Here is a 13991-nt window from a genome sequence, read left to right as displayed (position 1 = left end):
AACAATTTTAATGATATATTCACTAACAAACAATTAAATTACAAATAGTTTATTTTACGAAAATCACTTATCGATTTTAAAATGTTGTCTATGTGTAAAACCATGTCGTTTATATAATTTTTTTTAAAACTATTTTTATAATGGATAGTTTGGCTCAACTATAAAAACAAAATAATCAAATTATGAAACAAAACTTACAAACGCTTTTCTTAGTTTCCTTTCTACTATTATCGGTTCAAATCACCTTTGGACAAGAGAAAGAGATTCAAGGAACAGTAACTTCACAAGTAGATGGCATTCCGCTTCCTGGAGTAAATGTGACAGTAGATGGTACTACTAATGGTACTCAAACAGATTTTGATGGAAATTATTCACTAACGGTAAATGTTGGTGACATTTTAAATTTCTCATACCTAGGTATGACAAGCGTAAAAATTACAGTTGCAGACTCCAACGTAATTGATGTTCAAATGCTTGAAGACGCTGAACAACTTAATGAAGTTGTTGTAACGGCCCTTGGTATTAAAAAGGAACGTAAAACCCTTACCTATTCTGCTCAAGATGTGAAAGGTGATGACTTAACAAACGTTAAGCAAGTGAACCCGATTAACAGTTTATCTGGTAAATCAGCTGGTTTAACAATTACTAGAAGTTCATCAGGTGCTGGTGGTGCCACTAAAGTGGTGTTAAGGGGTAATTCTTCAACAACAAATAATGACCCATTATATGTTATTGATGGTATTCCAATGCTAAATAGTGGTAATGGACAAAATGGAGAAACTCCTGGAACTAATGTATTTGGAAGTCAGACTGGAAACAGAGATGGTGGTGATATCACATCATTAATTAACCCTGATGACGTAGAAAGCATGACGATATTAAAAGGTGCTTCTGCAGCAGCCTTATATGGTAGTCAAGGTGCTAATGGTGTTATTTTAATAAACACTAAAAGTGGTAAAGAAGGTAAAATCAAAGTAAACTTTAACACAACCATGACGGTTGACAATGTGATTTCTTTACCAAAATTACAAACACAATATCAGTCAAATTCTGTAGGACAGCCTATTGCTGAAAACGGAACTGTTGCCGATCCTAAATCTTGGGGTGCTCAAGCAGGTGGTTTATCTAATACGGTTGATGATTTTTTCAATACTGGATTTACAGCTATCAACGCCTTATCGCTTAGCGCAGGTAACAAAAAAGCACAAACCTATTTCTCTTATGCTAATACCAATGCAACAGGTGTTATGCCAGAAAACAGTTTAAACAGAAATGTTTTTAACTTGAGAGAAACAGCATCTTTCTTAGATGATAAAATTCAAGTGTCTGCTAACATTACGTTATCTGACCAAAGAATACACAACAGACCAGGAAACGGTTTATACTCAAACCCATTAACTGGACTTTACTTAAACCCTGTTGGAATTGACTTAAACAATTACAAAAACTTTGAATATTTTAATTCAAGCACCAACATGATGGATCAATACAGAACATCATTTGATGAGAACATCCAACAAAACCCTTACTGGTTAATCAACAGAAACCAAAGTAAAGATATTGTACAACGTGCCTTAGCTAGTGTAAGTATTAAATATCAAATTACAGATCATTTCGCTTTACAGTCTAGAGGTAGTTATGATAAATCATTCTTCACTTTTGAGAAAAAGTTATTTGCAGGTAGTGACCCTACATTCGTACCAGGAACAGGGCGTCATATTCTTGAAAAAACTGAAAACACACAACAGTATTTAGATTTAATTGGTACTTACAACAGAGAATTATCTGAAGATTTTGATTTTGGATTAACTTTAGGAACAAGTTTAACAAAGTACAAAATTGGAGATCAAATACAATTAGATTCTGGACCAGAAGGATTAAGATTTCCTAATGAGTTTACAATTGCTAATTTCGAATCTACCAATGGTATTAGACAACAAGTGGCAAACCGCGAAGTACAATCTGTGTTTGGAGCAGCTAATGTTGGCTATAAAAACATGTTATATTTAGATATCACGGGTAGAACAGACTGGTCTTCAACTCTAGTAAATACAGATTCTAATTCATTCTTTTATCCTTCTGTTGGTTTAACAGGTATTTTAACAGAAGCTTTTGATATGGGAGAATCTATTTCATTTGCTAAAGTAAGAGCATCTTATGCTGAAGTAGGTAAAGATATTCCTGTTTATGCAACAGTGCCATTAAGAACCATTGGAACAACTAATTCTGGAGGCACTATAGGCTCAGCAAATCAAGCAACATTTGCTCCTAGAGAAGGTGAAACTTTGAGACCAGAAAGACAAAAATCTTTTGAAATTGGTACTGAATGGCGCTTTTTTAGTAATCGTTTAGGCATTGACTTAACGTACTACGATTCAACTACTGAAGATCAAATTTTCTTTATTGCAGCTGAACCAAATATTCAAGGGTATGCTCAAAATATTGTAAACGCAGGAGAAATATCTAATAAAGGTATTGAATTGGTTCTTTCTGGGAAACCTATTATGACTGACAACTTGAAGTGGAATACGGCTTTAAACTTTGCTCAAAACAAAAACAAAGTAGTATCTGTACATCCATCATTAGAAAACGGAGAGGCTATTTTAACAGCCCCTGGTGTAAATGGTTATGGCTACTCACTAGTTGAAGGTGAAGACTTTGGTAGTATCAAAGCTCGTTCTATTATTAGAGATAATAACGGTACCCCAATAGTTACTGATGACGGTAGTGGAAACTTAACTGTTGAATCTACAGATTTTGAAACTGTTGCTCACGCACAACCGGATTTCACATTAGGTTGGAACAACACCTTTGAGTTCAACAATTTCACTGTTAACTTCTTAGTTGACGGAAAATTTGGAGGCGATGTTGTGAGTGTTACAGAAGCCATTAATGACTTCTACGGTGTTTCTCAGGCCTCTGCCGACACAAGAAATGTAAACGGTGGATTGGTAAATGTAGTGACTACAGACGGAGCATCAGCTCAAATGACAGCACAAGATTATTACACTAAAACAGCTGGTAGAGCTGGTTTACTTGGAGAATATGTTTATAATGCAACCAACGTAAGTTTAAGAGAGTTTTCAGTAGGATACACCATCCCAAAACCAGGAGAGTTCTTAGAATCAATTAAACTATCATTAATTGCTAACAACTTGTTCTTCTTTTATAAAGATGCACCGTTTGATCCAAATATTGCCTCTAGTACTGGTATTGGTTTGCAAGGTGTTGACATTTACGGTCAACCATCAACAAGAAGTATCGGATTAAACATTAACGTAAATTTCTAAGAAAAATGAAGAATATATATAATTACATACTAGCTTCTTTTGTTGCAATTAACTTTGCTAGTTGCACCGATGATTTTGAAAAAATAAATACCGATCCAAACGGGATAACGGAAGAAAGTTTAACACAGATGAATAACAATGTGGGTAATGAATTTGGCCCCATGTTTTTAAATGTGTTCAATGTGACTCCGGCCTGGAATTATCAATTACAGCAAAACCTAATGGGTGACGTATACTCAGGTTATATGACTGCACCAACACCATTTGCTGGAAACGTAAACAATCAAACCTATGCTTTAGTTGACGGATGGAATGGATTCCCATGGAGTAATGCCTATGGTAGCGTTATGCCGCAAGCACTTAATGTATTTAATGCAGTAAAATTAGGCGGTGATCCAGATGGAGTTAAGTTTGTTCTCTTAGCTAACATTATTAAAGTTACAGCTATGCACCGTGTGTCTGATATCTACGGACCAATACGATATACAAAATTTAATGATTTTGCCACCACTGGTGAATATGACGCTCAAGATGTAGCTTATAAAGCCTTTTTCCAAGATTTAACGGAAGCCATAGACGGACTTAAGGTCTATGAAGACGATGTGCAATTTGCTCCATTTGACATGTCTTCTCTTGCAGGAAATATAGCCGGTTGGAGACAATTTGCAAATAGTATCCGTTTACGTTTAGCAATTCGCGTATCTAAAATTGATCCTGCTTTAGCTAAAACGCAAGGCGAATTAGCTTTATCAAGTGATGCGGGTTTAATGACAGAGTCTAATATGGTAATCAATACAGGCTTCCCTCACCCTATCACAGTGATAAGTGGTTCTTGGGGAGACATTAGAATGGGTGCTGAAATGGAGTCTATCCTAACGGGTTATGATGATGGCAGAATTGAAACGTATTTTAATCCTTCGGCAGATGCTAGTTTAGAAGGTGACTATAAAGGTATTAGAATGGGTATTGACATTGCCGCTAAAGGAGAATATGGCGATCACGCTTCAATTGGAAGTGTTATTGATGGAGAAACATTAACATGGATGACTGCTGCCGAAGTTCACTTCTTAAAAGCTGAAGCTGCATTGAGAGGATGGGCTAGTGCCGGTGATGCTAAGTCTAATTATGAAGCTGGAGTTTCAGCGTCATTTGCACAGCACGGTGTATCGGGAATTGCAGACTACTTAGCAGATACAACAAGTACACCTGCTGATTTTGTTGATGCATTAAACGATGCTAATGATATAGCCTATGGCAGTGACGTGAAAATTGCATTTAACGATGCAGGAACGAATGAAGAAAAATTAGAGCAAATCATAACTCAGAAATGGATTGCTATGTTCCCCGATGGCCAAGAAGCTTGGACAGAGTTTAGACGTACAGGATACCCAAGAATCTTCCCTGTAGTAGTTAACAATAGTGGAGGCACCATTGATACCAACATTCAGGTACGAAGAATAAATTTTGTAGAAAACGAAAGAAACACCAATAGCGCCAATGTTGAGGAAGCGGTAGGTTTCTTAGGAGGTCCAGACACTGGTGGTACGCGCTTATGGTGGGACACCGGAGCAGGAAACTTTTAAAATTGAATTGATATTAAGTTTAGTCAATAGTTAGTTTGTAGTTGTGCAAGCGGAGAGATCGCTGTTTTTCCGCTTGCTTTTACAAAAAAAAGCATTAACAGAAAACAACTTGTACTGTGGAAATTACAAATCAAAAAAGTATATCATACACCAAAGCTGGAACGTTTGAAGAAACGCGGTTTGAAAAAATACACAATGTTATTTTCAAAGACTCCAAAGAACCTTCTATTCTTGTTGCACAAGAAATAGCTGATTTAATTAGAGCAAAAGAAAAACAAAACAAACCTTGTGTACTAGGCTTGGCAACAGGTTCTTCACCTATAAAAGTTTATGAAGAACTAGTTAGAATGCATAAAGAAGAAGGTTTAAGTTTTGCAAATGTAATAACCTTTAACCTTGATGAATATTATCCCATGGAACAAGGTAACATACAAAGTTACTATTATTTCATGCATGAGCATTTGTTCAATCATGTAGATATTTTACCCGAAAATGTAAATGTACCTAGTGGAACTGTAAGTTCTGAAAATTTATATCAGTACTGCATAGATTACGAAATGAAAATACAAGCTGTAGGTGGCTTAGATTTTCAACTCTTAGGTATTGGTAGAACAGGACATATTGGTTTTAATGAACCAGGTTCCCACCTCAATTCGGGAACACGTAGTATCACGCTAGATCATATTACACGTGTTGATGCTGCTCCTGCATTTTTAGGCATAGAAAATGTGCCAAGAAAAGCGATTACCATGGGTATTGGTACTGTGCTTAAAGCAAAAAGAATTATTCTGTTAGGTTGGGGAGGTAACAAAGCATCCATTCTAAAAGAAACGATTGAAGGCAACATCAATTCTGAGGTACCTGCTACCTACCTGCAAAACCATAACAATACCACATTTCTAATTGATGAGGCTGCGGCTTCAGAACTGACCAGAGTTAAAACACCATGGTTGGTTACAAATTGCGTTTGGAATGATGATTTAAAATTAAAGGCAGTAGTTTGGTTGAGTGAATTAACGAATAATTCAATCTTAAAGCTAACAGATAAGGACTACAATAATAATGGTATGTCTGGTCTGCTTACTGAAGAAGGTACAGCCTATGATTTAAACATTAAAATGTTTAACAAATTGCAGCATACTATTACTGGATGGCCAGGCGGTAAACCAGATGCCGATGACTCTAACCGACCTGAACGTGCTAGTATCCCTAAAAAAAGAGTGATTATTTTTAGTCCGCATCCTGATGACGATGTCATTTCTATGGGTGGTACCTTTGATAGATTAGTAGAACAAGGACACGAGGTTCATATTGCTTACCAAACATCGGGAAACATTGCAGTTTCTGATGAGGAAGCTTTAAAATTTGCAGAAATAACACAAAACCTTTGCCCTGATTGTGAAGAAACACAAAGCATTATAAACTTCTTAAAAATTAAGACTGAAAACGATATTGATTCTGTCGAAGTTCGTCAATTAAAAGGATTAATAAGACGCAGTGAATCTCTAGCAGCCACAAGATATTTTGGACTTAAAGATGAGCATGTACACTTTTTAGACCTACCGTTTTATGAAACAGGTACTATTAAAAAGAATAACATTTCTAAAGTAGATATTGATATTATGTGTGATATTATTGACACCATAAAACCACATCAAATCTATGCAGCTGGTGATTTAGCTGATCCCCATGGCACCCACAAGGTATGCTTAGACTCCTTATTTGAAGCATTAAAGGTTTTAAAACCTAATGATTACATGAAGGATTGCTGGGTTTGGCTATATCGAGGTGCATGGCATGAATGGGAGTCATATCAAATTGAAATGGCTGTACCAATGAGTCCGGATCAAGTACTAAGAAAAAGACATGCTATTTTCTATCATCAATCACAAAAAGATGGTGTTATGTTTCAAGGCGGCGATTCAAGAGAATTTTGGGTGAGAGCTGAGGACAGAAATAGATTAACAGCAAAAAAATACAATGACTTAGGCTTGGCTGATTATGCCGCAATTGAAGCCTTTAAACGCTATCATTTTTAAGAAATCATTATGAAAAGAATCGTTTTCACATTTTTGGTCTTAACCCTTTTTTCTTGTAAAAAGCAATCAAACACGATTGTAGGTACTTGGAAAATGGTATATGCTGAAACCATAGAAAACGATTCTATTAATATTAAAAACCTTAACAATACCGAATTTATAAAAATTATTAACCACAGCCATTTTGCTTTTTTTAATCAACAAAAAGATGGTAATGAGAATTTTTATGGAGGTTCTGGGACGTATGAATTAAATGGTCAAAATTATACTGAGACTTTAAGTTTTACAGCTGTAAACGCTATTAGAAATCACACATTCCCGTTTAAGGTACAAATAAAAGGAGATAGCCTAATTCAAACCGGGCTAGAAGAAGTTAAAGAAGCTGGTATTAATAGGATGATAACTGAAAAGTACATTCGCATTAATTAAGCACACAACAAATCAGAACATGAAAAAAATCATATTACTTATTTTATTCACTAGTTTTTTCGGCGCACTTGGCTATGCTCAGTCCGCTTTGGCTAGTCAATATGATTTAATGCCCTGGCCAAAAGAAATTAAAGAGAACTCTGCTAAGTTTATGATTAATAGCGACGTTACGATCTCAATTAATTCTGACCATTCAGAACGAGTTCGTAATGTCGCTATTCATTTTTTAAGACAATTGAGCAATAAAACAGGCGTATTTTTAAAAGAAGGCTTTCCCGTTGCATCAAGTCAAGCGAACACCATCCTTATTTCCTATGATGAGGTGGCAACATTGAACATAAATACTAATGAATCTTACACCTTAGAGGTCAATAATGAAACCATAAAAATTCATGCTAATACAGACATAGGTGCATTGCGAGGCTTACAAACCTTACTTCAGTTAGTGACCAATAACATGACCTCTTATTATATTCCAGGCGTCACTATTACCGATACCCCAAGGTTTGTTTGGAGAGGTTTAATGATAGACGTGTCAAGACATTTTCAACCTATTAATGTTTTAAAACGTAATTTGGAGGCTATGGCCGCAGTAAAAATGAATGTTTTTCATTGGCACCTCACAGATGACCAAGGCTTTAGAATAGAATCAAAAGTATACCCAGAAATTCAAGAATTAGCAACCGATGGATTATATTATACGCAAGAACAAATTAAGGAGGTTGTAGCCTATGCTGACAACTTAGGTATTCGCGTTATTCCAGAAATTGATGTTCCAGGGCACGCCTCTGCTATTTTAACTGCTTTCCCTGAATTAGGAAGTAAAGCAGATTATACGTATTCCATTGAGCGCAATTCAGGAGTATTTGACCCCACTCTAAATCCAACTCTAGATAGTACATATGAATTTCTTGAAAATTTATTCACAGAAATAACGCCCTTATTCCCAGATGAATATTTCCATATAGGTGGTGACGAAAATGAAGGAAAACATTGGGATGAAAATAAAGATATTCAAAATTTCAAATCAAAACATAAGCTAAAAACCAATCATGATTTACAGACTTATTTCAATATTAAACTTGAAAAAATATTGAACAAGTTGGGCAAAAAATTAATGGGATGGGATGAAATTATGACCCCAAACATGCCAACAACGGCTGTGATACACTCCTGGCGAGGTGAAAACGAAGGACTAGCAAATGGTGGCTCATTAATTGCAGCAGCAAAGCAAGGCTACCAAACTGTACTATCTAATGGATACTATATAGACCGCATGCAGTCTGTAGAACATCATTACACTGTAGATCCTATTGGAGATGTTACCCTAACGGATGCTGAACGTTCAAAAATTTTAGGAGGTGAAGCCACCATGTGGAGTGAACTAGTAACACCACAAACTATTGATTCTAGAATATGGCCTAGGACAGCAGCCATAGCTGAACGATTTTGGTCTACCAAGGAAGTCAATGACATTGAAAACATGAAAAAACGCCTTGCAACCATTTCATTTCAATTGGAATCGTTAGGGCTTACCCATATTAAAAACCGGGATGTCATTCTAAGAAGTATGACTAATAATCAAGATATAGCAGCATTAATTACGCTTACAAAAATCTGTGAGCCATTAAAAATTTATGCTAGAAACAAGGATGGTATTGAATATAAAACCTTTTCCCCTTTCAACCTATTTGCTGACGCCTGTGTTGTAGATGCCCACGATGCCTCAAATTTCAATACAGCTGTTGGGAACTTCATAAAAACCCCTGACACACAAAATACTGATAGCCTTCTGTCTTATTTAGAAAAATGGTCTAGCAATTATGAGCAATTTTCAGCCTTGGCCTTAAATCCCAAAATAGCGCCGTTAGAACCTTTGTCAAAAAACCTTTCTAGCGTTTCAAAACATTTGGCTCAAGCAATTAAAACCAAGTTTATTACTTCATCTCAAATCGACGAAATTCATAATACACTCACTGCATTAAAAACACCGGTAGTAGATGTTGAATTAGTCATACTAGAAAGCTTAAATCAACTTACAAATTATAGCCAAACTCATTTTACTAAATAATAAATTATGATATTAATAGCCGATAGCGGATCTACAAAATGCGACTGGATTCTTTGCGAGCGTAGTGCTTCTGAACCTATTAGAATAAAGACAAAAGGACTTAACCCGGCTATATTAACAAAAAAGCAATTCCAAAAGGTCATCTCTAAATGTGAGGATTTAAACAAATTCAAAGACCAAATTACTAAAATTAAGTTTTTTGGAGCTGGCTGCGGCACCAAACGCAGTCAAAAAAAAGTGAATACTATTTTGGAATCTTTCTTTAAAAATGCTAAAGCTGAAACCAGTGAAGATACCATGGCAGCGGTACTAGCAACAACTAAAGAACCAGCTGTTGTTTGCATTTTGGGTACAGGTTCTAATTGTTGTTATTTTGATGGAAAAAGCATCCATTTAAAAACGCCTTCATTAGGCTATATCTTAATGGACGAAGGCAGTGGCAATTACTTTGGAAAAGTACTGCTTCAAGCTTATTATTACGAAAAAATGCCAAAGGAATTGCGCTTATTATTCGAAAACCAATTTGAATTGGCGGAAAAAGAAATCATCAAGAATTTATATAAATCTGAAACTCCGAATAAATACCTTGCTTCCTTTGCTCCTTTTCTGTTTGAGAATCGTACCCATCCTTTTTGCAAAAATATGATTTATGAAGGCATGAAGACCTTTGTTGAAAATCATGTGCTTAAATACAGAGAAACATTAAAACATGTACCCATTCATTTTGTGGGCTCGGTAGCTTATTACGGGCAAGAATTTATAAAACAAGCACTTCAAGAACGAGGGATTAATTCTGCAAAATTTGTTAAAAGTCCTATTGATAATATTATAAAACAACAAATTGAATTAAATTGAGCTATAAGACAACAATTATATGGCCTTTAAAAAAAACAATGCATCCATATCAATCGTTCAAAGTAGCATTCTTGTCCTTGTTTTATTCGTTTTAAACGCATGTACAAAAGTCGACAAGGCAAAAAACTCTAGCAGTACTCTTTTTGAACTTATTGATAATTCCCAAAGTAATATACATTTTACCAATTCAGTAAAAGAGAACTTATATTTTAACTTCATTAACTACGCGTATATCTATAATGGGGCAGGCGTTGCTGCTGGAGACATTAATAATGATGGTCTTGAAGATTTATATTTCACCTCAAATCAAGAGTCAAATAAGCTGTATTTAAACGGGGGAGATTTCAAATTTCAAGATATTACTACAAAAGCCCAAGTGGAAGACAAAGTGGGCTGGACAACAGGTGTGTCTATGGTAGACATAAATAATGACGGTTGGTTGGATATTTATGTCTGTAAATCGGGTTCTTTAAGAAATCATAATCAGCGAAAAAATAAATTATACATCAATCAGAAAAACAAAACGTTTAAAGAAGAAGCCAAAAAGTACGGATTAGATCATTTTGGTTTTTCTGTACAGGCCTACTTTTTTGATTATGATAATGACGGGGATTTAGATGCCTACTTAGTCAATCACCGCTCCGATTTTCAAAACAACACCATAATAAACCCAAAAATTCAAGACTCTAAAGAACCCTATCACTCCGATCAGCTGTTTAGAAATGATGGGCATATTTTTACCAACATTACTAAACATGCTGGACTAGAAAATAAGGCCTGGGGTCTAAGTGCAAGTATTGGGGATTTCAATAATGATAATTTACTTGATATTTATGTTGCCAATGATTTTTTAGAACCTGATTTCCTTTATATAAACCAAGGTGACGGGACTTTTAAAGACGAAGCATTATCAAGATTTAAACATATTTCGGCAAATAGTATGGGTTCTGATTATGCAGATATCAATAATGACTTATTACCGGATTTGATTGTTTTAGACATGCTTGCTGAAGACCATATAAGAAGCAAAGAAAATATGGCAACAATGAGCACAGACAACTTCAATTTAATAGTTGAAAGTGGCTACCACCACCAATACATGTCGAACATGTTACAACTCAATAATGCCGATGGTACCTATAGTGACATAGGGCAATTAGCAGGTGTTTCTAAAACAGATTGGAGTTGGGCACCCCTTATTGCTGATTTTGACAATGACGGTTATAAAGATGTTTTTGTAACTAATGGTATTGAAAACGATTTATCCAATCAAGACTTTAGAAACCAAATGCGTAGCAATATTCAAAATCGAAAAAAGGTCTCTTTAGATGAAGCTATAAATATGATGCCTTCAGCCAAATTGAATAATTACATATTTCAAAATACTAAAAACTTAAGATTCAAAAATCAAATTACAGCTTGGGGGTTTGAGAAAAATGTAAACTCAAGTGGCGCAGTGTATTCTGATTTGGATAATGATGGTGATTTAGATTTGGTAACGAATAACCAGGGCGAGGCGGCTTCAGTGTATAAAAACAATACAGAAAGCAGTTATATTAAATTTAGTCTGGAAGGTTCAGAACAAAACAGATTTGGTATAGGTAGCACAGTTTCGGTTTATTCAAATGCACTAGCACAGTCTAAAACCTTATTTCTTAGCCGGGGATATCAGTCCTCAGTTACCAATAAATTACATTTTGGCTTGGGCTCAAACAAAAAAATAGATAGCATATCCATTACATGGCCCGATCAAAAGACCCAAGTTTTAAGGGATGTAGCTGTTAATCAATCCATATCCTTAAAGCATACCAATAGTATTCACACTACTAATGCTAAGACCCAACCTATTAGCTATTTCAAAAAAATCACACCTGCTGACATTGGTATAGATTATGTACAAAAAGAAAATGTGTTTGATGATTTTAAACTACAATTATTATTACCACAAAAGCAATCAGAGAAAGGCGCTCCAATGGCCATTGGAGATGTTAACGGCGATGGTTTAGACGATTTATTCTTAGGAAACGCGCAAGGTGAATCAGGAGCCCTTTATATTCAAAATAAAGACGGCGTTTTTAAATCATCAAACGAAGCGCTATTCCAATCAGACAAAGCTTATGAAGATACAGACGCCGCTTTTGTGGATATAGATTCTGATGGTGATTTAGATATCTACGTGACTTCAGGAGGGTATGAAATTCCCGAGAATAATGCCTTATTACAAGACCGACTATACATTAACAACGGTAAAGGCAGCTATAGCAAGGGGTCTTTAGCTAAGAACCTAATGCATTCAAAGAAAATACTATTTGCAGACTATGATAAGGACGGCGATTTAGATGCTTTTTTGGCAGGAGGTGTCATATCTGGTAAATATCCTTTGGCATACCCATCCAAATTATTAGAAAACCATAATGGCATTTTAAAAGACGTCACATCCGAAAAGTTAACCGGTGTCAACCAATTAAGTATGGCTAATGATGGTCTATTTTCTGATTTTGATTTAGATGGTGATTTGGATTTAATAGTGGTTGGAGAATGGATGGGCATTCAAATATTTGAGAACAGCGAAAATGCATTTACAGTAAAAACAAATACAACGTTAAATGGTTTTGTTGGCTGGTGTCAGTCCATAAAGGACTTTGATTTTGACCATGATGGAGACCAAGATTATTTGATTGGAAATTGGGGCAATAACAATAAATTTCATCCTACTATTGAAAAACCATTACATATTTATGCCGACTATTTAGATGGTAACAAATCATTTGATGTTGTTTTGAGTAAGGTGTCTAAAACAGGTGATTTACTTCCTGTTAGAGGTAAAGAATGTTCGTCTCAACAAACACCATTTATTAACAAAAAACTTAAGACGTATAAAGCCTTTGCGGCATCTACCTTACCCGATATATATGGTGCAGATAAGCTAAAAAACGCCTATCATTATGAGGCCAACAACTTCAATACGGTACTTATCAAAAATAATGGCAAACGCGGTTTTGAAATAATTGATCTTCCTGTGCAGGCGCAATTTAGTCCAACATTAGGCTTTGAGATTCATGATCTAAATTATGACGGGATAATGGATGTATTTGGCATTGGTAATATCTATGATGCCGAAGTTGAAACCATAAGATATGATGCATCTGCAGGGTATATCTTGTTAGGAAATGAAGACGGCGGGTTTACCATTACCCACGATTTAAACGCCTTAAATCATCATGAGGCACAAGCTATTAAAAAAATTAAAATTAAAGGTCAAGTTCATTTTATCATATTGAATAAGAATAATTCACTCAATATACTAAGACATGATGAACCCCAATAAGTATAGGTTATGATTGATATGAAGACTAATAAAAATAAAAGAATTTCAAATAAACCAACGGATTCATTTACCATGGTTCACCAAGAAACCATATTAAATAAGGCTGAGTTTAATAGGTTTTTAAATTGGGTAAGTGCAGAATATGAGTTGTATTTACAGGACAATGAGAAAGGATTAACAGTTTATTTCCCCGGCATCTGCCTGCAGATATTTGAAAAATCATACGAAAACAACCTATTAAATTTCGAAATAAGTATAAAAAGCAAATATGAAAAGAATGGCGTTCAAATAAGTCGTCAAGTACTTTCTATCTTAAATCATTTGAAACATTTCATTTGCTAGCCTATCTTAAGACTTTTTATAAGATAAAATAGAAATCTTCACCTGAATCCAGTT

General features: G+C 35.2%; 8 protein-coding genes. All 8 read left to right on the top strand.

The genetic code is table 11. The features are described 5' to 3' along the window. The first annotated feature begins 182 nt into the window (after nucleotides 1-182). The gene (locus tag IE051_RS12635; RefSeq protein ID WP_189361186.1) at nucleotides 183-3290 is read left to right on the top strand and encodes a SusC/RagA family TonB-linked outer membrane protein; all 3108 of its coding nucleotides are present in this window, start codon (nucleotides 183-185) and stop codon (nucleotides 3288-3290) included. 5 nt (nucleotides 3291-3295) lie between these two features. Continuing rightward, entirely contained in the window at nucleotides 3296-4873 is a 1578-nt protein-coding gene (locus tag IE051_RS12630) for a RagB/SusD family nutrient uptake outer membrane protein (RefSeq protein WP_189361184.1), read from the top strand. 116 nt (nucleotides 4874-4989) lie between these two features. Continuing rightward, nucleotides 4990-6912: a glucosamine-6-phosphate deaminase gene (nagB, locus tag IE051_RS12625; RefSeq protein ID WP_189361183.1), complete on the top strand. Its 1923-nt coding sequence runs from the start codon at nucleotides 4990-4992 to the stop codon at nucleotides 6910-6912. 9 nt (nucleotides 6913-6921) lie between these two features. Further along, entirely contained in the window at nucleotides 6922-7341 is a 420-nt protein-coding gene (locus IE051_RS12620) for a DUF4488 domain-containing protein (RefSeq protein ID WP_189361179.1), read from the top strand. 19 nt (nucleotides 7342-7360) lie between these two features. Beyond that, complete coding sequence (locus IE051_RS12615) at nucleotides 7361-9412, top strand: beta-N-acetylhexosaminidase (RefSeq protein ID WP_189361177.1); 2052 nt, start codon at nucleotides 7361-7363, stop codon at nucleotides 9410-9412. Between the two features lie 6 nt (nucleotides 9413-9418). Then, nucleotides 9419-10267: an N-acetylglucosamine kinase gene (locus tag IE051_RS12610; RefSeq protein ID WP_189361175.1), complete on the top strand. Its 849-nt coding sequence runs from the start codon at nucleotides 9419-9421 to the stop codon at nucleotides 10265-10267. Nucleotides 10268-10286: 19 nt separating this feature from the next. Further along, nucleotides 10287-13595: a VCBS repeat-containing protein gene (locus tag IE051_RS12605; protein WP_189361173.1), complete on the top strand. Its 3309-nt coding sequence runs from the start codon at nucleotides 10287-10289 to the stop codon at nucleotides 13593-13595. Nucleotides 13596-13613: 18 nt separating this feature from the next. Then, nucleotides 13614-13937 carry a hypothetical protein gene (locus IE051_RS12600; protein WP_189361171.1) on the top strand — a complete coding sequence of 108 codons (324 nt, stop codon included), beginning with the start codon at nucleotides 13614-13616 and terminating at the stop codon, nucleotides 13935-13937. The last annotated feature ends 54 nt before the right edge of the window (nucleotides 13938-13991 follow it).

It is taken from the genome of Algibacter mikhailovii, from assembly GCF_014651495.1.
GTDB lineage: Bacteria > Bacteroidota > Bacteroidia > Flavobacteriales > Flavobacteriaceae > Algibacter_E > Algibacter_E mikhailovii.
Note: the sequence above shows the minus strand (reverse complement) of the source record. Positions and strands in the feature narration are given on the sequence as shown.

Coding starts and splice junctions, on each gene's coding strand:
- IE051_RS12630 (WP_189361184.1), top strand. CDS start 3,296: ATGAAGAATATATATAATTACATACTAGCTTCTTTTGTTGCAATTAAC.
- IE051_RS12615 (WP_189361177.1), top strand. CDS start 7,361: ATGAAAAAAATCATATTACTTATTTTATTCACTAGTTTTTTCGGCGCA.
- IE051_RS12605 (WP_189361173.1), top strand. CDS start 10,287: ATGGCCTTTAAAAAAAACAATGCATCCATATCAATCGTTCAAAGTAGC.
- IE051_RS12635 (WP_189361186.1), top strand. CDS start 183: ATGAAACAAAACTTACAAACGCTTTTCTTAGTTTCCTTTCTACTATTA.
- IE051_RS12620 (WP_189361179.1), top strand. CDS start 6,922: ATGAAAAGAATCGTTTTCACATTTTTGGTCTTAACCCTTTTTTCTTGT.
- IE051_RS12610 (WP_189361175.1), top strand. CDS start 9,419: ATGATATTAATAGCCGATAGCGGATCTACAAAATGCGACTGGATTCTT.
- IE051_RS12600 (WP_189361171.1), top strand. CDS start 13,614: ATGAAGACTAATAAAAATAAAAGAATTTCAAATAAACCAACGGATTCA.